The organism is Microbacterium sp. Leaf159 (genome assembly GCF_001423615.1).
Classification (GTDB): domain Bacteria; phylum Actinomycetota; class Actinomycetes; order Actinomycetales; family Microbacteriaceae; genus Microbacterium.
In genome coordinates this window covers 1,758,886-1,781,124 of record NZ_LMOU01000001.1, presented here as the reverse complement: position 1 = coordinate 1,781,124, position 22,239 = coordinate 1,758,886, and the positions used below count along the sequence as shown (strand labels likewise).

16 protein-coding genes are annotated in these 22,239 nt (G+C 65.7%); 11 read left to right on the top strand and 5 right to left on the bottom strand.

The features are described from left to right. Positions 1-185 precede the first annotated feature (185 nt). On the top strand, positions 186-1,427 hold the full coding sequence (locus ASF80_RS08425; RefSeq protein WP_056309793.1) for a Gfo/Idh/MocA family protein: 1,242 nt from the start codon (positions 186-188) through the stop codon (positions 1,425-1,427). Continuing rightward, positions 1,372-2,502 (top strand): LacI family DNA-binding transcriptional regulator, encoded by a 1,131-nt coding sequence (locus tag ASF80_RS08420; protein ID WP_082488237.1) that lies wholly within the window; start codon positions 1,372-1,374, stop codon positions 2,500-2,502. The genes ASF80_RS08425 and ASF80_RS08420 overlap by 56 nt, the downstream gene beginning before the upstream one ends. Before the next feature lie 157 nt (positions 2,503-2,659). Here the strand turns inward: ASF80_RS08420 and ASF80_RS08415 are convergent, their stop codons facing one another. Beyond that, complete coding sequence (locus tag ASF80_RS08415; RefSeq protein ID WP_162239123.1) at positions 2,660-4,573, bottom strand: RICIN domain-containing protein; 1,914 nt, start codon at positions 4,571-4,573, stop codon at positions 2,660-2,662. 159 nt (positions 4,574-4,732) lie between these two features. After that, complete coding sequence (locus tag ASF80_RS08410) at positions 4,733-5,446, bottom strand: FadR/GntR family transcriptional regulator (protein WP_157521006.1); 714 nt, start codon at positions 5,444-5,446, stop codon at positions 4,733-4,735. Positions 5,447-5,583: 137 nt separating this feature from the next. Between ASF80_RS08410 and ASF80_RS08405 the strand changes: the two genes are divergently transcribed. Then, complete coding sequence (locus tag ASF80_RS08405; protein WP_162239122.1) at positions 5,584-8,745, top strand: glycoside hydrolase family 2 TIM barrel-domain containing protein; 3,162 nt, start codon at positions 5,584-5,586, stop codon at positions 8,743-8,745. A 43-nt stretch (positions 8,746-8,788) separates the two neighbouring features. On the opposite strand, the gene ASF80_RS08400 is transcribed toward ASF80_RS08405, so the two are convergent. Together ASF80_RS08400 and ASF80_RS08395 are read right to left on the bottom strand one after the other, a co-directional pair. Further along, the gene (locus tag ASF80_RS08400) at positions 8,789-9,700 is read right to left on the bottom strand and encodes a dihydrodipicolinate synthase family protein (RefSeq protein WP_056309782.1); all 912 of its coding nucleotides are present in this window, start codon (positions 9,698-9,700) and stop codon (positions 8,789-8,791) included. A 14-nt stretch (positions 9,701-9,714) separates the two neighbouring features. Further along, positions 9,715-11,472, bottom strand: a complete 1,758-nt coding sequence (locus ASF80_RS08395) for an IlvD/Edd family dehydratase (protein WP_056309780.1) — start codon at positions 11,470-11,472, stop codon at positions 9,715-9,717. Between the two features lie 178 nt (positions 11,473-11,650). Here ASF80_RS08395 and ASF80_RS08390 point away from each other — a divergent pair, with 178 nt between their 5' ends. The 6 genes from ASF80_RS08390 (at position 11,651) to ASF80_RS08365 (ending at position 17,281) form a co-directional block, all read left to right on the top strand. Further along, entirely contained in the window at positions 11,651-12,400 is a 750-nt protein-coding gene (locus ASF80_RS08390) for an SDR family NAD(P)-dependent oxidoreductase (protein WP_056309778.1), read from the top strand. Continuing rightward, positions 12,397-13,344 carry a sugar kinase gene (locus ASF80_RS08385; RefSeq protein ID WP_056309775.1) on the top strand — a complete coding sequence of 316 codons (948 nt, stop codon included), beginning with the start codon at positions 12,397-12,399 and terminating at the stop codon, positions 13,342-13,344. The genes ASF80_RS08390 and ASF80_RS08385 overlap by 4 nt, the downstream gene beginning before the upstream one ends. Further along, entirely contained in the window at positions 13,334-13,966 is a 633-nt protein-coding gene (locus ASF80_RS08380) for a bifunctional 4-hydroxy-2-oxoglutarate aldolase/2-dehydro-3-deoxy-phosphogluconate aldolase (protein ID WP_082488233.1), read from the top strand. The genes ASF80_RS08385 and ASF80_RS08380 overlap by 11 nt, the downstream gene beginning before the upstream one ends. Before the next feature lie 70 nt (positions 13,967-14,036). Next, complete coding sequence (locus ASF80_RS08375) at positions 14,037-14,954, top strand: carbohydrate ABC transporter permease (RefSeq protein WP_056309769.1); 918 nt, start codon at positions 14,037-14,039, stop codon at positions 14,952-14,954. 23 nt (positions 14,955-14,977) lie between these two features. Further along, positions 14,978-15,880 (top strand): carbohydrate ABC transporter permease, encoded by a 903-nt coding sequence (locus tag ASF80_RS08370; protein WP_056311928.1) that lies wholly within the window; start codon positions 14,978-14,980, stop codon positions 15,878-15,880. A gap of 42 nt (positions 15,881-15,922) precedes the next feature. Further along, complete coding sequence (locus ASF80_RS08365) at positions 15,923-17,281, top strand: ABC transporter substrate-binding protein (protein WP_056309766.1); 1,359 nt, start codon at positions 15,923-15,925, stop codon at positions 17,279-17,281. Between the two features lie 296 nt (positions 17,282-17,577). Here the strand turns inward: ASF80_RS08365 and ASF80_RS08360 are convergent, their stop codons facing one another. After that, a complete protein-coding gene (locus tag ASF80_RS08360) occupies positions 17,578-20,193 on the bottom strand; it encodes an excinuclease ABC subunit UvrA (protein WP_200934752.1) in 2,616 nt (871 codons plus the stop codon). Between the two features lie 230 nt (positions 20,194-20,423). On the opposite strand from ASF80_RS08360, the gene ASF80_RS08355 reads away from it, so the two are divergent. Both ASF80_RS08355 and ASF80_RS08350 read left to right on the top strand, forming a co-directional pair. Next, positions 20,424-21,464: an aldo/keto reductase gene (locus ASF80_RS08355; RefSeq protein ID WP_056309764.1), complete on the top strand. Its 1,041-nt coding sequence runs from the start codon at positions 20,424-20,426 to the stop codon at positions 21,462-21,464. Between the two features lie 100 nt (positions 21,465-21,564). Then, complete coding sequence (locus ASF80_RS08350) at positions 21,565-22,221, top strand: GntR family transcriptional regulator (protein ID WP_056309763.1); 657 nt, start codon at positions 21,565-21,567, stop codon at positions 22,219-22,221. Positions 22,222-22,239: the final 18 nt, after the last annotated feature.

Here is a 22,239-nt window from a genome sequence, read left to right as displayed (position 1 = left end):
GTCCGCTGTCGGTTCAGGAAATGCCGGGGCGTTGCGGCGACTTTACCCGCGTAACTATTTGAGCGCAACTGGCAATCAAAGCCCGTGAACAGAAGGATGTCTTATTATTGACACGCGTAATGTTATGTGTCACGATCGCTGTTCGTCGGGCATCAGCGCACGACAACGCGAGGAAGCGAGAACACATGTCTTTCACCCTGGGCATCGTCGGTGCCGGCCAGTTCGCTGGCCACTTCGCCCACTTGTTCAAATTGCACCCGGGCATTGATCGGGTCGTCGTGACTGACCTCATTCCGGAACGTGCCGCCGAGAACGTCGAGCGGCTCGGCCTCGACGGTGTGGCACCCTCATTCGAAGCACTGCTCGAGGATCCGTCGATCGACGCGGTCGCGATCTTCACGCAGCGCTGGACACACGGGAGCATCGTGGCTGCGGCCCTTGAGGCGGGCAAGCACGTCTACTGTGCCGTGCCGATGGCGATCACCCGCGACGAGATCGCGCGCATCATCGAGTTGGTCGAGCAGACGGGTCTCACCTACATGATGGGAGAGACCAGCTACTACAATCCGGCCACCGTGTACGCGAGGCAGCGAAAAGAAGCAGGCGACTTCGGTCGGGTCTTCTACACCGAGGGCGACTACGTCCACGACATGGACCTGGGCTTCTACAAGGCCTATCAATACTCCGGCGGGGACAACTGGCGGGCAACGGCGAGTTACCCGCCCATGCTCTATCCGACGCACTCGATCGGCGGAGTCCTGGGCGCGATCGGCGGACACGCCGTCAGCGTGAGCTGCATCGGAGTGCGCGACGAACGCGGCGATGGCGTCTTCGACAAAACCGTGAGCCAGTTCGACAACGACTTCTCGAACGCCACCGCGCTCTTCGAACTTGCCGATGGCGGGATCATGCGAATCAACGAAATGCGTCGCGTGGGTTATCCGTCCCGGATCCGCGAATCCCGCTTCCGCTACTTCGGGACCGAGGCGAGCTTCGAACAGCTCGCGAACGTCGCCGTCTGGCAGGACAAGGAGCATGTCGAAGATATCTCCAGCCTCGTGGCAACCGACACCTCGATGTCGTTGGACGACCCGGCGCTTGCTGACATCGACCCCGACCTTCGCGACGCGTTCGCTTCCGGATACGCACTCGTGCACGACCGCAGCCGCCTACCGCAGAGCTTCGAAGGTGAGCGCAACGGTCACGAAGGCAGCCACCATTTCCTCGTCGATGATTTCGTGACCGCCGTCAACCAGGGATCGCTTCCGCCGGTCAACGCATGGATCGCCGCGCGCTTCACTCTTCCCGGGATAATCGCGCACGAATCCGCGCTGCGTGGCGGCGAGAGACTCGAGATCCCGGACTTCGGCGATGCGCCCATCGCGCTCGGAAACGCAGCGGCGAGAGTCGCGGTTGTGGGAGACTGACCGCGTGAGCAACGAGTCGCGCAAGGCGGTCACGCGCGCGGACGTGGCCAAACTCGCGGGTGTGAGCGTTGCCGTCGTGAGCTACACGCTCAACGGCGGCCCTCAACCCGTCGCTCCCGCCACCGCCGATCGGGTGCGAGACGCCGTGCAGAAGCTCGGCTATCGCCCCAACGCCGCCGCAAGGGCGCTCAGCCTCGGCAGTAGCGAAGTGCTGGGCCTGGTCATCCACGACATCGGCAACCCGTTCTACGCGCGACTCGCCCGCGCTGTCGAAATCGAAGCCGAACGACTCGGTAGCCGCGTGATCATAGGAAGTACCCTCGGTGATCCCGCGAAGACGATCGACCACCTCCGCGAGCTCGATGCGCGCCAAGTGTCGGGAATCATCCTGGTATCTCCACTCGACGACGACAATGCCCGGAAAATCGATCGGCTGTCGAGCCCTCTCGTCCAGCTGGATGCTGATGCACCCCTTGCCTCCCGAGCGATTCTGCGGCCAGATCTGCGCGCGGGGACGCTGATGGCTCTCGAGCATCTCTTCGATCTCGGTCACGATTCCGTCGCATTCCTCGGATCCCCACCGGGCGCCGATGAACGACACGCAGCCTGGTCCGACGCCCATCGGCTTTCCGGCCGCACTCCCGGACCCGCGGCCGCGATCAGCTACACCAGAGAAGGTGGATACGACGGCATGCGGACGATCCTCGAGGAACAGACACCGTCCGCTGTGTTCGCCTCATCGGACATGATCGCCGTAGGCGCCCTCCGCGCTCTGCGAGAGGTGGGACTCCAGGTGCCGTCCGAGGTCTCCGTCGTATCCTTCGACGACTCACCCGAGGCGCCGTTCGCCGCGCCGCCTCTGACCACCGTGCACCAACCGGTCGAAGAGATGGCCGCCGACGCAGTTGCCGCGCTCCTCGCCCCCGAATCAGGCGTGCACGGACGTAGAACCTATGACGTGCGGCTCGTGATTCGCGACTCGACCGGTCCCCGGCATCAGCCATCCCGCGTGGAAGCGCGCCTCACAGTCGGCCCACACACTTGCGAAGAACCGACCGCACCTGCTGCCGTCTGACGACCAGCGGCCCACGCTGCTACGCCGGTTCCCCGCGCGCAATCGACCGCGCCGTCTGCCATAACTCCCGTTGCGCTGGGTCGGGATCGGACGGAAGGATGCGTGCGATTGCTCATTCGACATGAGCAACCGTACGCATCCTTCACCGGACTTGTTCTTAGCGGGGTACCAGCGTCCATCTCTGGTGGGCGCCGGAGCCGTCGGTCCATTGGATGGCGGATGCTCCGGGGTTGGTGGATTCGCCGCTTATGGAGAGCAGCTTTCCACTCTTGCGGTTGACGATGGCGTAGCCGCCGTCGTTGGTGGGGACGATCTTCCACTGCTGATGCAGCCCGCCGCCATACGTCCATTGCACGATGTTCCCGCCGTTGGCGATGCTTTCGCCGGAGACGGAGAGCGCCTTGCTGCTGTTGGCGTTGGTGATCTTGTAGTAACCGTCGGTGGTCGGCTGGAGATTCCAGCCCTGCTCAGCGCCGTTGGTGTCGGTCCATTGAAGGGCCTGGCCTCCGTCGGCTGTGCTGCCGGCGGCGATTCCGAGTCGCTGGTTGCTGTGGGCTGCGACGATCTCGTAGGTCGTTGACGCGTTCCAGGGTGCGGCAGCGGCGCCGACGTTCACGGTGTACGACGTCACCGAGTTCGCCGGCAGTGTGGTCGTGAACTGCTTGTTCGACACCGCGACCGGGGACAGGGATACGAACGATTCGGTGCCTGAGGTGCGCACCGCTGTCGCCGAGGAACCAACGGTCGAGAACGCGCCGAGGTTCATGCTCTTGTTCACGGCGGATCCGGTGTTGTTCACGGCGACGAGCGAGAGCTTCCCGGTCGTCGGCTGATACGACGCCACGACATTGTTGTCCCCGGTGCTGATGATCTGCGATCCGGGACGGATGAAGTTCGTGTACTGCCGGAAGAACGGGAACATCTTCGTCTGGTTATGCGTATAGGTAGAACCCGCCATATCGGCGTGGATCGCACCCCAGGTGATGTCGTAGCTCTGCTGGATGCCCTCGTCTTCGACGACCTGCCACATCACCCACGCCGACGGCCGCATCACGTTGAGATCGTTCGAGATCTGCTGCGAGATCCATAGGCCGGGGTTGGTGAGTTGATGGTTGTCGCCGCCAGTGCCGTCACAGCATCCGTACTCCGACATCCACAGCTTCTTTCCTGCGGATACGGCGGTGTTGCGAACGCCGGCTCTGTCCGTGCCGCCGTACTCGTGAACGTTGATCTGGTCGACAGCCGCTTTCGCGGCGGGGGTCAGAGCGCTCCACTGCGACACGAGGTTGTTCATGTTGGACGTTTCCGGACCGGAGATCTCGGTGTCGAGACCCTCGGCAGCAAGCGCCGCGTCGAGCTTCACCAGGATCGCCGACTGCGCCGCAGCCGAGAGTTTGTTTCCCTCGGAGATTCCCGCACCGCCGGAGTTCCAGCAGATGTCTGGCTCGTTGTATGGCGAGATCGTGTCGAACTCGGTGCCGAAACCGGCGCCGTCCACTGCCGAGCCGTTCTTGTACTTCTTCAGCACCGTCACCATATAGGCGACGAACGCGTCGTAGTTGGCCGGTGCGATGTTGTCGGTGGTGCTGCAGTTCGGGTTGCCACGCGGGTCTCCACTGGCTGTCATGAACGCCGGCGGGCTGTTCACGAACGCCTCGAAGGTATCGGCCCCGCGTGCCTTGGCCATATCGAGCATCTGGCGCTGACCGGTATCGAGGGTCCAGTCATAGGAGACGACGCCCGTCGTCTCGTCCTTCTGAAGGTAGGAGGGCACTGCGCCGCCCGGCCGCATCTGCGTGACGGGGTTGGGGTCGGCGCTGCCCCCGAGGTTGTATCGAATGATGTTCAGGCCCAGGCCGTTCGTGGTGGAGAACAGCTGATCGGCGATCTCGGCGCGCTTCGCCTCCGGCCAAGTGCCGATGCGGTCGGCCCACCAGGCCATCGCCGTGCCCCAGCCCTCCCAGTCCTGAACCAGGACTCCATTCGGATCGACGTATACCCCGACCGCGGCCGTCGCGGGAGCGGAACCCGCCACCACGCCTCCTGTTACCAGCGCTGCTGCGGTGATCACCGCAGCCAGCTTACGTTTCCTGTTTCTCATGGCTACCTTCCTCGTCATCGTTGGCGAAGTGCTCGACGAGCGTTAAGTAGTTTTATATGAAAAGAGGTTTCGAAACAAGCGTGTTAAGGAATCAGCGATGTTCTGCGAGTGCGGTCGAGCCGTATCGACTCACGAGCCGACGTGCGCGGCGTTGAGGATCAGCTCGAGGTCGTGGGCGGAGCTCTGCATCAACTCGGCCGCGCGCTTGCGTGCTGCCTCAGCATCCCCTTCCCGGATCGCCTCGTACACCGCGAGGTGCAGATCGAGATACTCCCTCGACGCGGCGTGTTTGGTCGCCAGAGCGTGGCGTGCGCGGAGAGCAGGCTCGAGGATGACCTCGAATCTCTCGAGAAGCTCGTTCCCACTTGCGGCGAGGATTGCGAGGTGAAAAGCCACGTCGTTGTCGACGTGGGAGGATTCGTCGCCGCTCTCGAAGGCTGCCGCCATCTTGGCGTGCGCCTCCCGGATCGTGGCGAGTTGCTCGGGGGAGTGGGCTTCGGCGGCCATCGCCGCGGCAGAAGGTTCGATGACTGTCCGCACCTGATCGAGCTCGAGGACCAGGCGGCGGTCGACCACTCCCTCGACTCGCCAGCGCATCACGTCGACATCGAGGAGCTGCCACCGTGATCGATCTGTGGCATGCGTCCCGAGTTTCGGGCGTGCGTCGACGAGTCCCTTGGCGGCGAGGGTCTTCAGGGCTTCGCGGATGACGGTTCGGCTGACCTCGAACTCGATCATCAGCGTTTCAGGCTCGAGGGGCGCGCCAGGCGGAAGCTCGCCCCGGACGATGCGCGATCCCAGGCTGTTCATCACCATGCCGTGCAGGCCCCGCCAACTAGCCAATCGCTTCTCCTCTTAATATAGTAAGATTATATGGTCGGAGGCGCGAGTGCCACCGACCACGAATCCGATCCGAGACTACCCCCGTCCTGAGCACTTCGCGGTGATCGCTGCCGATGCCACATCTTCCAGGAGAACCCGTGTCCCACACACCCGACGCCGAACCTCGGCTGCTGCCTACCCCTGAATCCGTCTCGGGCGTGGACGCACCCGTCACGGTGCTCACCACAGGGTGGGTCTACTGCACGCAACCCGACCAGGGATTCGCCGCACCCGATGCCGACGTCTCCGATTGGGCGCAGATCACTGTTCCGGGTGAGCCGTCGATGCAGGGGTTCTCGGTCAGCTCTGATGTGGAAGCCGGGTACCGGCTCACCTTGCCGCCGATCGTCGTGCCGCCTCGGTGTCGTGCGGTACTGCGATTCGACGGGGTCTACAACCAAGCGCGCATCTGGGTCAATGGTCACCTCGCGAGAACGCATCTGGGTGGCTTCACGCGTTTCGAATGCGACGTGACCGCGATGCTGAACTCGGATGCCGAGAACGTTCTGGCCGTAGGGGTGACCGATCGATCGGACTCGGTGTCGACAGCATCCAACTATGCGTTCCACTGCATCGGCGGGATACTCCGCCCGGTGTCGGTGCTGATCGTCCCGGAGACGCTGGTCGAGGAACTCCACGTCTCCACGCCGGTCGACCAAGACGGGCACCCGTCGTTGACGCTCGACCTCCGCCTCGGCGGAGATCATCAAGATGCCGAACTCGGAGTCGAGCTCACGGATCCGACGGGGTCCCCCGTCGATCTCGGCGCGGGCGCGGCAGGTATCGCGGCGGCGCCGGACGGGAGCGTCCATGTGCGGTTCCCCGTCAACGACGCCGAACTCTGGTCGGATGAGAATCCTGCGCTGTACGACCTCCGCATCACGGTGAGCGGTACGCGACCCGTGTCCTACCGACAGCGCATCGGGTTCCGAACCGTCGAAGTGCGCGGAAACACGCTGCTCGTCAATGGCCGGAAGACGATCCTCCGCGGGGTGAATCGTCACGACATCGACCCTGCGCTGGGCCGCTCGTCCGACGGCACGCTCGAGCGCCGCGACCTCGAGCTGTTCCGTGCGGCGAACATCAACTTCGTGCGCACATCGCACTATCCACCCCACCCCGCGCTCCTCGAAGCCGCCGACGAGCTCGGCATCTACCTCGAGGTCGAGAACGGCGTCTGCTGGGCCGGCCAATTCGGGTGGCCCGCAACCCAGGATGATCCACGGTTCCTCGCCGAGTACATCGAACCGCTGGCCGAGATGATCGCTGTCGCACGCAACCACGCCAGCGTCATCATCTGGTCCATCGGCAACGAGAGCACCTGGGGTGAGAACTTCGTCCGTTCCCACGAGTTGGTGCAATCCCTGGACTCCTCGCGGCCGATCATCATGAGCTTCGAGGGTGGGCCGGAAGACATCCTGAGCTCGCACTATCCGGCGTACGGCGCCGACCTCGGCTCCGCGGGCAAGCCCGTGCTGCATGACGAGGTCGTTCACGTTCCTGTGTATCAATCCGGGGATCTGCGTCGGGACCCCGGCATCCACGCGGACTGGGCCGTGAGCATCGCGGACTTCGCCGAGCGCCTCCATGGGTCCGACGGCGGACTCGGAATCGCGATCTGGTCCGGTGTCGACGAGCAGTTCTCGCTCCCCGGCGGCATCGTCGGGTTCGGCCCCTGGGGACTCATCGACATCTGGCGCCGCCGGAAGCCGGAATGGTGGGCGGTCCGCAGCGCCTTTTCTCCGGTGCGGCTGGGGATCGCCGCCGGTCGGGCAACGTCGAACGCCTCGGACGAGGTGATGGTCGGCAACGCATACTCCACACGGCGCCTGTCCGAGCTCGTCTTCGAGTGGCGGCTGCCCGACGGTTCCACGACTCGTGCTGCCGGGCCCGACGTCGCACCGGGCGAGGAGACCGGCGTGCGCATCCCCGCCGGAGCAGTCGAGCTGGCGGTCCTGGACGGTGCCCGGGTCATCGATCACCGTCTCCTCGTCTCGCCGGGTGGACACGACGCGCACGAAAGCGCCATCGCGGCGCCGCAGCTCACCGAGACAGAGGACGCCTTCGTCATCACGGGGGATCAGGGGTCCTTCAGGATCGAGATCGACCGCAGTAGCGGCTCCATCCGCAGGGCGATGATCGGTGAACAGCCTGTCGAGGTGGGCGGCCCGATCCCCTCGATCGAGGGGATACAGCTCGGCCCCTGGAGCCCGGAGCAGGTCGACGTGACCGCCGCTGAAGCGACGGTCAATGTGCGTGTGAGCGGCAGCTCGGGACCGTTGCGAGCCACGTTCGATCTATTCGTCGACGGCACCGGCATGATCCGGCTCGAGTACAGCCTGAGCATGCCTGCGGGGGTCGCGAACGGTCGAATCCTCGAAGCGGGCATGGAACTCCAGCTGGGTACCTCCGCCTCGGTCACCGAATGGGTGGCGGGCGCGAGCGGCGCGATCGCCGGAGAAGAGTATCTTCGGCGTCCGCGCGGCCGGGCGGTCCGCGATGCGCGGCCCGACCCGCAGCGGATGGGCGACGAGGCGGCATCCTGGAACGAGGTGAGAGCGGGAAGCATCGACCGTTCGGCACGTGATCGATGGAGCAAGGACTTCCGCGCCGCACGCACGGATGTCCGGCGGCAGATCATCACGGACGACAGCGGCGCCGGTATCGAGGTTCTGCTCGACGGAGACCACAGCACGCGCCTCGCACCCGGTCGCACGTCGATCGCCCCGAGCGATGCGAGAGTGCGCCTCGTGGGCGCCTGGGAGTATCGCGAGGTCGCGGGCGGATTGAATCAAGGGTCGTCAGGGATAAAGGACCATCGGTGCGACAAGCCGGGGGGACGCGCCATCGTGCGCTTCACCGGGACGGCGATCGACTGCATCGGCGCGCTCGGTCCCGACCTCGGGATCATCGATGTTCGCCTCGACGGTCAACCTGTCGGGGAGTTCGATCTGTTCTCGCCGGTCGACTGCTCGGGGCACGCGATCTTCAGTGCAGACGATCTGGCGGATGGCGAGCACGAGCTGGAATTCGAGGTCACCGGTCGCCATCACCCGTGGTCGACGGCAGTGGGTGCGCGCCTCCAAGGGTTCGATGTGTTCACCGAGCATCCGGCCGTGAGTCTGGTGGCCCTCTCCCGGCGGAACTACCCGGTGAGTGGATCGTTCGATTGGATGGACCCGTCTGTCGTCCAGCGCGCGGAAGACGGCGTCCAGGTGAGCGGCGGATTCATTCTTCGCCTCCTACCCGCGCAGGTGTAGAGCGGCATGGTCGCGCTCCGCAGCCCGCGGAGCGCGACTCGCCTCAGCCCAAAAGGTCGGCGAATTCCTCGAGGAAAGCGTCTATCATCACGAGTTCCTGCGCGTCGAGCGTACGAGCAGGGGCGCGGCACAAATCCGACTCGATCAGACCCCGTAGCTGCGAGATGCGCTTCTCTGCCGCAATGATCAGTTCGATCGACTGCATCCAGTAGGAGATGTACGGCAGGAGGCGAGTGTGCAGTTCTCGGGCGGCGGTCCGATCGCCCGTCTGCCAGAGATCCCAGATGCGCAGGTAGATCTCCGGGAACGACGATCCGGGCTGCACCGCGACGGCGCCGCGCGTCAACGCATCGATGAGCTGAACGCCGGCATAGCCGACGATGCTGTCGAGGCGCGGATCCTCGGAATCGAGTGCTGAGATTAGGCGTCCGGGCGGGGCGGACTCGACCTTGACCTGGACGAGGTTCGGGTTCTCGCGCGCCATCTCCGAGATCATCGAGGAGGTGAGGGTGGTGCCCGTCTGCGCCGGAGCGTACTGGAGGATCGCCGGCGTGGGGGCGATCGCGCGGAGGATGGCGCGGACGTGAGCCGCGACGGCGTCGGAGCTCGGACCGTGCTGGTGCGGAGGGAGGATGTTGATCATGTCCGCACCGGCCGCGACGGCGGCCCGCGCACGGCGCACTGCGATGTCGGTGGCGTGATCCGGCACAGACACGACCACGACCGTTCCCTCCACCTGATGCATGCGTTCGATGACGATGCCGGTCATCATGTCGCGTTCCGCTTCGGAGAGCTTGTAAAACTCGCTCGCGAAGCCGGGATACATCACCGCGCGCACGCCAGCATGGAGCAGCCGGTCGATCAACTGCTCCATGCTGGCGGGGTGGATCTCTCCGTCCGCGGTGAACGGTGTTTCGACGACGGGGCACACGCCCGCGATCTGTACTGGTGTCATAGCTTCTTCTCCGATCAGAAAGGCGAACGGCCGGGCGCGTTACCACTGGAGCCGATGAGGAAGTCCAGGTCGACGCCGGTGTTTGCCTGGGTCACGTGCTCGGTGTACATCCGCGTCCACCCGCGACCGCTGGGTGCGGCTGGGGCTACCCAGCCGCGGCGGCGCTTCGCGAGCTCTTCGTCGGTCACGAGCATGTCGAGCGTGCGCCCGGCGACGTCGAGCTCGATGATGTCGCCGGTGCGGACGAATGCGAGTGGTCCGCCGACCGCGGACTCGGGGGCGACATGCAAAACGCAGGCGCCGAACGCAGTGCCGCTCATGCGGGCGTCGGAGATGCGCACCATGTCGAGGATGCCCTGGTCGAGAAGCTTCTGCGGAATGGGCAGATTGCCGACCTCCGGCATCCCCGGATATCCCCGTGGGCCGCAGCCGCGAACGATCAGCACAGTGTCCGAAGAGACGTCCAGTTCCGGGTCGTTCATGACCGCGTGGTAGTCCTCGAGCCGATCGAAGACGAGGGCGGGGCCGCGATGCCTGAGGAGCGAGGAATCCGCCGCGCTCACCTTGATCACGGCCCCGTCCGGAGCGAGATTGCCATGCAGCACGGCAGTGCCGGAGCCGGCAGGAAGGACGGGGTTGCTCAGAGAGCGGATGGTTTCGGGATCGTCGTTGCGCGCATCCTTCACGTTGTCGCCGATCGTCCCGCCGGTGACGGTGATCGCGTCGCGGTGCAGAAGGTCGCCGAGTTCTGCCATCAGAGCGGGGACGCCGCCCGCGTAGGCGAACTCCTCCATGAGGAAACGGCCGCTGGGCATGATGTCGGCGAGGAGGGGGATGTCTCGGCTGACCTCGTCGATCTCCTCGAGAGTGAGCGGAACGCCCAGGCGTCCGGCGATCGCGAGCATATGGAGCACGGCGTTCGTCGACCCTCCGCAGGCGGCGTTGACGACGAGCGCGTTCTCGATGGCTTCGCGTGTCATGATCTCCGACGGGCGCAGGCCCTCGGTGGCCAGCGCGACGGCGCGCGCTCCGGTGTTTTCTGCGAGGACCATGCGTCGCGAGTCGACGGCGGGGAGAGCGGCCGCGCCAGGAAGCTGCATGCCGAGGGCTTCGGTGAGGCTCGCCATCGTCGATGCCGTGCCCATTGTCATGCAGTGGCCCGGTGACCGATTGAGGCAGCTCTCGAACTCGGTGAACTCGGCGTCGCTCACAAGACCGGCCCGATGGGCCTCGGTCATCCGCCAGATGTCGGTCCCGCTTCCGACGACGCGTCCCCGGAAGCGGCCGTTCAGCATGGGGCCGCCGGTGAGAACGATCGAAGGGATGTCGACACTGGCGAGAGCCATCAGGGCTGCGGGTGTGGTCTTGTCGCATCCGGTGAGCACGACCACCGCATCGAGCGGGTTCGCCCGGCACAGCTCTTCGAGTTCCATGGCCATCATGTTCCGATACAGCATCGTGGTTGGACGCATGAAGGGCTCGCCCAAGGACAGCACCGGGAACTCGAGGGCGAAGCCTCCGGCTTGCTGGATGCCGCGCCGCACGGCTTCCGCGAGTCCACGCAGATGGATGTTGCAGGGGGTCAGCTCGGACCATGTGTTAGCGATGCCGATCACTGGACGCCCATCGAACTGCCGACCGGAGAACCCTGCTTGACGGAGGTGATGGCGCGCGATGAATCCGTTCTTGCCCCCGTCGCCGAGCCACTCCCGGCTTCGGAGGCCGGTGGAGCCGAGGTTCTGAGCGCCTCGTCGCGGGTTCTCGGTGTTCATGGAGCGTCGCCTTCGTCTTGTTCCTGGAGTCATGGCCGCGACAGCGGACACAATGAGATCGCGGATCGCGCGTCGTCCAGATGGTGAACGCGTGACTAACGACTCATAAGTATGTTTATACTATCAATCGCCGGTCATGGAGTCCATCGACGTTCTCCGGCGGTGAGAAAGGATCGAAATGTCATCGCGCACCTCGACAACGGCGCTCATCACTGGAGCCGCGCACGGCATCGGAGCTGCCACGGCTCGGGCACTCGCCCAAGCCGGCGACGACGTCGTCATCGCTGATATCGACCTGGATGCAGCGAGGCTCGTCGCGGACGAGATCCGGGCGGCCGGCGGCGCCGCGACCGCTCACCTGTTGGATGTCTCGTCGGCCGAAGGGTGGGCGGCGCTCGAGGTCGAGCTCCGCAGCGCGGAGCGCCTTCCCGGGAAGATCGTCAACAACGCCTTCTTCCATGTGCTCTCGCCAGCCCATGAGCTGTCGGAGATCGACTGGGCACGCCAGGTCGATGTCACCCTCAACGCTGTCTGGCGTTCGATGAAGACGTTTCACGATGCACTGACCGCGCAGCGCGGGAGCATGGTCAACGTGGCGAGCGTACACGCGAACTTCGCCTGGCCGGGGTACTCTGCCTATGCCGCGGCCAAGGGCGGGGTGGTCGCGCTCAGCCGACAGTTGTCGCTCGAATATGCGCCAGAAGTGCGGGTGAACGCGGTCCTTCCCGGATCGATCGAGACGCGGATCTGGGATCACGCCGATGAGGCCGGGCGTGCGGCCGCGATCGCCCAGGCGACGCTGGGTCGCATGGGTACCCCGGACGAGGTGGCGAACGTCATCTGCTTCCTCGCGAGTGACGCTGCGTCGTACGTCACCGGAGCGGCTGTTCCCGTCGATGGCGGCCAGAGCACCACGGTCGCGACGTGACGGGTACGCTCTTCACGCTCGGCGAGACTCTCGCCGTGTTCCTGTCCACTGATTCGCCATCACCCAGGACCGCGGTCGAGTACTGCAGAGTAGTCGCGGGGAGCGAGGCCAACGTCGCCACCGCCTGCGCGCACCTGGGCCACGACGCCATCCTCGTCACCCGGGTGGGGCACGATCCGCTCGGGGACAGTGTCGCGAATCAGCTCAGCGAGTGGGGTGTGGGGGAGTTTGTCCTTCGCGACTCCCGCCCCACAGGGGTGCTGGTCCGCGGGCCGCACGGCGTCGACGCCGTGCATCTCCGCCAGGGCTCCGCCGCCACAGCGTTATCCGTGCAGGACGTCGAGGCGGCATGGCGGAGCGAGGTCAGCGTCGTCTTCGTTACGGGCATCACTGCCGTGCGGTCGCTGTCGGCGCGCCGCGCTGTCGAGCGTGCAGTCGAACTCGCGCGCGCGAACGGAGCGATCGTTGTGGTCGACCCCAACTACCGGTCCGCTCTCGGCGATCCGGCCGCGTTCGCCGAGGCGCTGTCCGGCCTTCGCGGCCGCGCCGACATCGCCATCGGAGACCGTTTCGAGCTGGCCCTTCTCGCCGGCACCGAACCTGAAGATGCCGTCGAACGATTGCTCGGCACCGGGTGTCGCGTCGTGGTGGTCAAGGATGGCGCCGCCGGAGCGATCGTCCACCGTACTGACGGAAGCTTCCATCAGCCAAGCGTCGTCGCTGCCGTTCGAGACACCGTGGGGGCGGGCGATGCCTTCGCCGCAGGCTTCATCAGCGGGTTCCTCGATCAGCTGACGTTCGAGGAGTGCGCCGCGCGTGCTGCCGTCGTCGCGTCCCGGGTCGTGGAAACGATGGGTGACGTCGGGGCTGTCGAGGGCATTCGGGCACCGCAGCATCCGCTTCTATCGGACGTGAAGAGTGAGGGTCAAGGTCATGAGGGCTGAGGATATGAGGGCGGAGGACGTCATCCGAGACCAAGGTGTGGTGGCGATCGTCAGGGCGGCGAGTACGCAGGTCGCTGCCGCGAACGTCGCGACGCTGATCAGGAGCGGCTTGGCTGCGGTAGAGGTGTCGCTCGTCACTCCCGGGGCGCTCGGCGTCATTCGGGATGCTGTCAGTCGGGCCCCCGCCGGAACGATGGTGGGCGTGGGTACCGCACTGTCTGTCGGCGACGTCGAGTCGGCAGTCGATGCCGGCGCCCGCTTCGTCGTCACGCCGACCACGGACCGCGACGTCATCCGCGCCGCCGTCGACGCAGGAGTGCCTGTACTCCCGGGCGCGGCCACACCGACAGAAGCGGTTCAGGCGCTGAACTGGGGGGCGACCTTCGTGAAGCTGTTCCCCGCCTCGCTCTGGACTCCGGCCGCGATGCGCGACGTCCTCACCGCCCTCCCTGACCTTCCGCTGGTGCCGACAGGGGGAGTCGATCCCGAGAACGCAGCGGAGTGGATGCGGGCCGGAGCGGTCGCCCTGGGCATCGGCAGTGCGCTCACCGGTTCCGACGATCCGGCGCACACAGCAGCCGAGCTGCTGAGCGTCATCGCCGAAGCGCGTGCCAGCCGATAACGGACAAGAATTTGCCAGCGACGGCATGTAGTGTTAAAATACGATAATTAAGAAATCGGATTGGGAAGAAATGACAATGGTGTCTGGGGAGGTTTCGCGGCGGTCGAGCGGTGTGCGACGCGACCGCCGATCATGGACGGGATGGGCGTTCGTCGGACCGTTCTTGGCGGTGTTCGCACTCGTCCTCGTGGCTCCGGTGATCTACTCGATCTATCTCAGTCTCTTCCGGGAGCAGTTGATCGGCGGGGTCGAGTTCGTCGGGTTCGAGAACTATGCGGAAGCGCTTGCTGATTCAAAATTCTGGGAGTCGCTCGGCCGGGTCGTCGTCTTCCTCCTGGTGCAGGTGCCGCTGATGTTGGGCATCGCCCTCATCGCCGCTCTCGCGATCGACAGCGGAAGACTCCGTCTCTCCGGGTTCTTCCGCATCTCGCTCTTCCTCCCCTATGCCGTGCCCGCCGTGGTCGCCGCCCTCATGTGGGGATTCATCTTCGGACCGCGTTTCGGGCTCGTCGGCAACATCAACGATGCGTTCGGAATCGAGCTTCCCTCGCCACTGTCGAGCGAGCTGATTCTGGCCGCTATCGGCAACATCGTCACGTGGGAGTTCGTCGGATACAACATGTTGATCTTCTATGCCGCTCTTCGCGTCATTCCCCATGACCTCTATGAAGCAGCGTCCTTGGACGGCGCCGGAGCGTTCCGCGTCATCCGGTACATCAAGCTGCCGGCGATTCGCGGCGCCATCGTCATCGCCGCGATCTTCTCTGTGATCGGGAGCTTCCAGCTGTTCAACGAGCCCGACATCCTTCAATCGCTCGCCCCGAACGCCATCACCAGTTACTTCACTCCGAACATGTACGCGTACAACCTGTCGTTCGCCGGGCAGCAGTTCAACTACTCCGCCGCCGTCGCAATCATCATGGCTGTCGTCACCATGGTCATCGCCTACGTCGTGCAGCTGAGCGGCACCAGAAAGGGCGACCGATGATGTCTGAGACTCGCACGCTCGTGATGCCCCGCCTCCGAAAGGAGTCTTCTCGGCCTTCGCTAGCCAGGGCGAACGGGGCTCTTCAGCCTCGTCGATCGATCATCCTGACCGTGGTGATGGCGGTCCTCGCGCTCTATGCACTGCTGCCGCTGTTCTGGCTGGTCGTCAGCTCGACCAAGACGCAGGATGCGCTGCTCTCGAGCTTCGGCCTGTGGTTCTCCGGGGACTTCGCCCTCTGGGACAACATCGTCCAAACTCTCACCTACGACGACGGCGCGTTCCTGAGGTGGTTCGGTAATACGGTCCTCTACGTCGTGGTGGGCGCCGGCGGAGCGACGTTGTTGGCGACGTTGGCCGGATACGGGCTCGCCAAGTTCCAGTTCCCCGGGCGCCGCGCCGTGTTCGCGGTGGTCTTGGGTGCGGTCGCCGTCCCGGGTACGGCGCTCGCCGTGCCGACCTTTTTGATGTTCAGCCAGCTCGGCTTGACCAACACGCCCCTGGCGATCATCCTTCCCTCGCTCATCAGCCCGTTCGGTCTCTACCTGATCTGGGTCTATGCCGTCGATGCGGTGCCGACCGAGCTCCTGGAGTCGGCTCGGATCGACGGAGCGGGTGAGTTCCGCACCTTCTTCACCATCTCCGCACGTCTGCTCGCCCCGGGGTTCGTCACGGTGCTCCTGTTCACCATCGTCGCCACGTGGAACAACTACTTCCTTCCGCTGATCATGCTCAGCGATTCGACGTGGTACCCGCTCACGGTCGGCCTCAACGCGTGGAACGCCCAGGCATCGACCGCCGGCGGCGAGGCCATCTTCAACCTCGTCATCACCGGCTCTCTCCTGACGATCATTCCCATCATCGTCGTCTTCCTCTTCCTCCAGCGCTATTGGCAGTCCGGCCTCGCCGCCGGCAGCGTCAAGCAGTGACCCCTTGCCCCATCCACACAACGCAGTGAAAGGAACACCCTCATGACCCGATATCTTCACGCCCGACGCGTCGCGGCTGTTGTCGGTGCCGCCGGCCTCCTCGCGGCTTCGCTCGCCGCTTGCGCACCGAGCGCCTCGCCCGACGGCGGCGGCGACGTCACGAAAGCCACGCAGGCGGAGATCGACGCCGCCTTGCAGAAGGAGAGCAGCATCACCTTCTGGACCTGGGCGCCGCAGGCGGAGGACATCGTCGAGGCGTTCGAGGAGAAGTACCCGAAGATCGACGTGAAGCTCGAGAACGTCGGAACGGGCAACGATCACTACACGAAGCTGCAGAACGCGATCAAGGCGGGCACGGGCGCGCCCGACGTCGCGCAGATCGAGTACTACGCCTTCCCGCAGTTCGCTCTCTCGGACTCGCTCCAGGACCTCACCGGGTACGGAGCCGCCGAGCTGGAAGACCAGTACACGCCTGGTACATGGGGGTCGGTCGCAATCCAGGACGGCATCTACGGCCTTCCCCAGGACTCCGGTCCCATGGCGATGTTCTACCGTGCCGATGTCTTCGAGGGTCTGGGCATCGCTGTGCCGAAGACGTGGGACGAGTATCTCGACGCGGCGCGGAAGATCCATGCGGCCGATCCGTCGAAGTACATCATCAACGACATCGGCGACCCTGGCTTCACCGAGAGCATGATCTGGCAGGCCGGCGGCCAGCCCTACAGCGGTGAGGGCGAGACCGTCAATATCAACTTCGCGGACGATGAAGGCACGCAGAAGTGGACCGAGGTCTGGAACCAGATGGTCCAGGAGGATCTGGTGTCCCCGATCCCCAACTGGAGCGACGAGTGGTTCCGCGCGCTCGGCGAGGGATCGATCGCGAGCCTCGTGACCGGTGCCTGGATGCCGGGCAACCTCGAGAACGGCGCACCCGCTGGCGCAGGACAGTGGAGGGTCGCTCCGGTGCCCACGTATGACGGCGGCGCAGCAGCGAACGCCGAGAACGGCGGCGGCGGAGATGCGCTCATCGCGCAGAGCAAGAACAAGCTCGTCGCCTACGGCTTCATGCAGTTCTTGAACGGTCCCGAGGGCGCAGCGATTCACGCGGCTGGCGGAGGCTTCCCCTCGACCGTCGCCGACCTCGAGGCTGACGAGTTCCTCAACTACACCAGCGACTACTTCGGAGGTCAGAAGATCAACGAGGTGCTCGTGCAAGGGTCGAAGGACGTCGTGTCCGGATGGAAATATCTTCCGTTCCAGGCCTACGCGAACAGCGTCTACTCGGACACCGTGGGACAGTCGTACGCGAAAAAGACCGATCTCCTCGAAGGGCTGACCGCCTGGCAGGACGTCAGTACCGAGTACGGAAGCAAGCAGGGTTTCACCGTCACCAACGACTAGCGGATTCGGCCTGAGAGCCGCTCGGGAATTCCCCGGGCGGCTCTTCGCCACTACCGTCGCAGGCGCCACACATTACCCGCACGAAGTGCGACATTTGGGCGCGAATACTCCGCCGGGGACGGCCGCGGCAACCCTGGTGTCGAGTTCGCGACAAGCATGCTGATCGGGGCGCGTCAGGGTGCCGCAATTCCGTCGTAGTNCACCCTGCTAAGGTGGAGTCCCCTCACGGGGACCAGGGGTTCAAATCCCCTCGTCTCCGCAGATGAAATCCCTGCCTCGGCAGGGATTTTCTGTTTTCAGGCGCTGACTCTGGGGTCCTGCGCTGCGAGCGCGTCCGCAAGGTACGAAGCAGTCGTGCTCCCGCTAGCCGAGGCGATCGCGCGCGGAGTTCCCTGCGCCACGACCGTGCCTCCGAGGTCGCCGGCCCCTGGGCCCATGTCGATCACCCAGTCGGCCTGAGCGACCACACGCATGTCGTGCTCGACCATCACGACCGTGTTGCCGGCGTCGACCAGATGCCGAAGATGCACGAGCAGCCGATCGGTGTCCGACGGATGCAGTCCCGAGGTGGGCTCGTCGAGCAGGTAGAGGGTGTCGCCGTGCTGGGCGCGTCGGAGCTCGGACGCCAGCTTCACGCGCTGTGCCTCGCCGCCGGAGAGCTCTGTCGCCGACTGGCCCAGCGGCAGGTATCCGAGGCCTACATCGAGCAAGGCATCGAGGTGTCGCGCGACGTCGGCGTCGTCTGCGAAGAGAACACGCGCGTCGTTCACGCTCAGGGCGAGGACGTCGGCGATGGTGTGCCCGTGGAGCTCGATCTCGAGGGTTTCGGGGTTGTAGCGGGTGCCGCCGCACGTGCTGCAGGGGGCATGGACGGTGGGGAGGAAGAGCAGCTCCACCTCGACCGTGCCCTCGCCCTTGCAGGTGGGGCATCGCCCGCTGGCCAGGTTGAACGAGAACCGGCTCGCGGCATATCGCCGCCGACGTGCTTCCGGAGTCGCGGCGAACAGAGCGCGGACACGGTCGAAGAGGCCCGTATACGTCGCCACGTTCGATCGTGACGTGCGGCCGATCGGCTTCTGACTGACCTGCACGACGCGCCGCACGCGGCTGGCAGGACCGGAAGCGCGCCCTGTGGTCTCGGCCGTCGGCGAGGAGAACAGCGGATCCGCTGCCGTGCTGCTCTGCGTCTCGCTCGATGCGTCGATCGCGCTGTCGACCTCGCTGGACAGGCTCTTGTGCAGCAGATCGGGCAGAGCTTGGGTGACGAGAGACGACTTGCCCGATCCCGAGACCCCGGTGACGGCGGTGAGGCAGCCGAGAGGGATCGAGACCGACACGCTGCGGAGGTTGTTCCGTGAGACATCGGTGAGAACGAGCTCGCCGTCAGGCTCGCGAGAGGCAGGCTTCGGCGTCGTCGGCTGTTCGGCGCGCAGCTCATCGGCGAACAGGTACCGCCGAGTCTGGGAGCGCTCCGCCTTTCGGAGCCCGTCGATCGGGCCGGAGTAGACGATCTCGCCCCCGGTGGCTCCCGCTCCAGGGCCGATGTCGACGATCCAGTCCGCATGCCGGATCACATCGAGCGAGTGCTCGACGAAGAAGACCGTGTTGCCCGAGTCCCTGAGCGAGCGGAGGATGCGCACGAGCGCTTCGCCGTCGGCGGGATGGAGCCCGGCAGACGGTTCGTCGAGCACGAACATGACCCCGAACAGCTGCGAGAGCACCTGGGTCGCGAGCCGCATCCGCTGCAACTCCCCGGACGAGAGCGTGGGGGTCGATCGATCCAGGGACAGGTAGCCGAGACCGAGCTCGATGATGGGCGAGACCCGATCGCGCAGCTCGTCGACCAGCCGATGCGCCGCGAGCTGCTTCTCGGGCGAGAGGGTCTCGCCATCGGATGCATCAGCAGACCCGCGCCCGGATGAATCCAGTGCCGTCTCGAGGAGAGCGGCGAGATCGGCGAGCGGCAGCCCGGCCATCTCGGTGATGTCGAGACCGGCGAACGTTACGGCGAGGGCCTCGGGCTTCAGCCGGCGGCCGTCGCACAGCGGGCAGCGGACGCTGACCATGAAGCTCGCCGCCTTCTCTCGCATCTTCGCGCTCTTCGAGTGGGCGAAGGTGTTGAGCACGTACTGCCGCACGCCGACGAACGTGCTCATGTACGACGGTTCGATGCCGGCGGCCACGGCCTTGCGCACCTGCGCCGGACCGCGGTCGGTGAACACCGGCACCTGAGGGGACTCCTCGGTGTACAGCACCCACTGGCGCTGCTCCTCGGGCAGCTCGCGCCACGGGATGTCGATGTCGTAGCCGAGGGAGATCAGGCTGTCGATGAGCTGCTTGCCGTGCCACGCCCTCGGCCAGGCGTCGAGAGCGCGATCGCGGATCGACAGCGACTCGTCGGGGACCATGAGGTGAAGGGGCACGTCGTACACCTGTCCGATCCCGTGGCACCGAGGGCAGGCGCCCTGCACGGTGTTCGCCGAGAAGTCTTCGGCGAGCAAGGGGTCTGCCCCCGGCGGGTAGGTGCCGACGCGTGAGAACAGCATCCGCACGACGTTGCCGATCGACGTGGCGCTGCCGACCGTCGATCGAGCACTCCCGGCGGTGCGCTGCTGGGGGAGGGCGACAGCCGGGGGCAGCCCCGCGATGGCGTCGACGTCGGGGATGTCGACCTGGCTCATCAGGCGCCTCGCATAGGGCGCCACCGATTCGAAGTACCGACGTTGGGCCTCGGCGTAGAGGGTGCCGAATGCGAGGGAGCTCTTTCCCGAACCCGAGACACCCGTGAAGGCGACGAGGGCGTCGCGGGGGATCGCGACGTTCACGTCACGAAGATTGTGCACACGTGCTCCGGTCACGACGATGGCGTTCGACGTGCCGGAGAGCTTCGACGGTGGGGTCCCGCCCATCATGGACCTCTTCTCATATCCCGCGCACAGCGGGGACGGATGCGATGTTCGCCGACTCCGCGCCACGTTACCTCGACCGTCCGACTTCGTCGGAGTCCTTGACAGGGCTCGGTCGGAGCAGGCGAGTTCGGGACGGAGCCCTGACGATCGCAGATCACGGCGAGTCCCGGTCCGCGGTGCGGCAAGCGCTATCCTGAAGGCCTTCCCCCGCCTCGAATCTAGGAGCATCCCTCATGCCCATCGCTGCCGATGACCCCCGCCTGACGAGCCCCTTCGAGGCCGCCTCCACCCGGTACGACGATGTGCCTTTCCAGCGGGCCGGTGCCAGCGGGGTGCAGCTCCCCAAGGTGTCGCTGGGCCTCTGGCAGAACTTCGGCCGCGACCGCACCTTCGACAGCCAGCGTGAGATCGTGCTGCATGCGTTCGACCGTGGAGTCGTGCACATCGACCTCGCCAACAACTACGGCCCGCCCTACGGCTCGGCCGAGTCGACGTTCGGCGCCGTTCTCGACAGCGGCCTCGCCCGCTACCGCGACGAGCTCTTCGTGACGACCAAGGCAGGCTACGACATGTGGCCCGGCCCCTTCGGCGACGGCGGATCGCGCAAGTACCTGACGCGCTCGCTCGAGCAGAGCCTGCAGCGCATGAAGACCGACTACGTCGACGTGTTCTACTCGCACCGCCCCGACCCCGAGACCCCGCTCGAAGAGACGGTCACGGCCCTCGCCGACATCGTGCGCAGCGGCAAGGCGCTGTACGTCGGCATCTCGAACTACCCGGCCGAGCTCGCCCGTCGGGCCTACGAGCTGCTGGCCGAGCAGGGCGTGAAGCTGCTGCTGCACCAGCCCCGATACTCGCTGTTCGACCGCACGCCCGAGGCTGAGCTGTTCCCCGTGCTGCGCGAGCTGAAGGTCGGCAGCGCGGTGTTCTCGCCGCTGGCCCAGGGGCTGCTCACCGGCAAGTACATCGACGGCGACGTCCCTGCCGACTCGCGTGCGGCGAACAGCCACTTCCTCAACGGTTCGGCACTGACCGACAGCTATCTCGAGCGCATCCGCGGCATCGACCACGTCGCCAAGGACGCGGGCCTGTCGATCCCGCAGCTCGCGATCGCCTGGGTGCTGCGCGATCCGGTGGTGACCACCGCGATCATCGGCGCATCGCGCACCGGCCAGATCGACGACGCGGTCGCGGCGAGCCAGGTCGTGCTCTCGGTCGACCTCATCGCAGCTCTCGAGGAGTTCGCGGCCACCCCCGGCGCCACCGTCGTCTGAGGCGTATCGGCGGCTCGGCGTAATATTTTGGCCCGCAGCGAGTCTGTTCAGTAGGGGCTCCTACGCACGGGGGCGTCCACGACGGACCCGGGGAGCAACAATGACCATCGCCTATGCCGAGCCGCGGGCGCGACAGTGGATCCATCACGGGTCCGTTCCGCTGCCTGAACGGGCTTTCCAGCACATCCTCGCGGCGATACTCCGGGGAGAGTATGCGTCAGGCGACACGCTCAACACCACCCGGTTCGCCAGGGAGCTCGACATGTCGCTGAATCCGATCCGCGAGGCGATCATCCGGCTTCGCGACATCGGACTGGTGGAGGTCACTCCCGCCCGGTACACGAAGGTCGCCGACTTCATGACCCCCGAGTCGCGTGCGGCGATCGGCTATGCCGGCGTGCTCGCCGGCGCAGCGCTCAGAAGGACTCTTCCCACGGCTGCGGACGAGGTCCGCTCGGAGCTCGCGGAGTATCTCGCACTGATCGGTCGCGCAGACGCGGCAGCCGACCGCAATGCGGCAGCGATCGCGTTCCTCGCCGCCGTGGCCGACCTCGTCGAGCATCCTCGACAGGCGAGACATCTCGTGGAGAGCACGATTCTCGCTCAGTGCGCGTTGCAGCTCTCGGAGGGCGCACCTCGTGACGCCACGACGCAGGCGCACTCGACTGCGGCCGGAGCGGCTGCACGGGCGATACTCAAGGGAGAACCGGAAGCCACCGAGACGACAGTTCGCGCGCTCTTCGAGCAGCTCGCCTGAGTCCGCCGCGATCGCGCG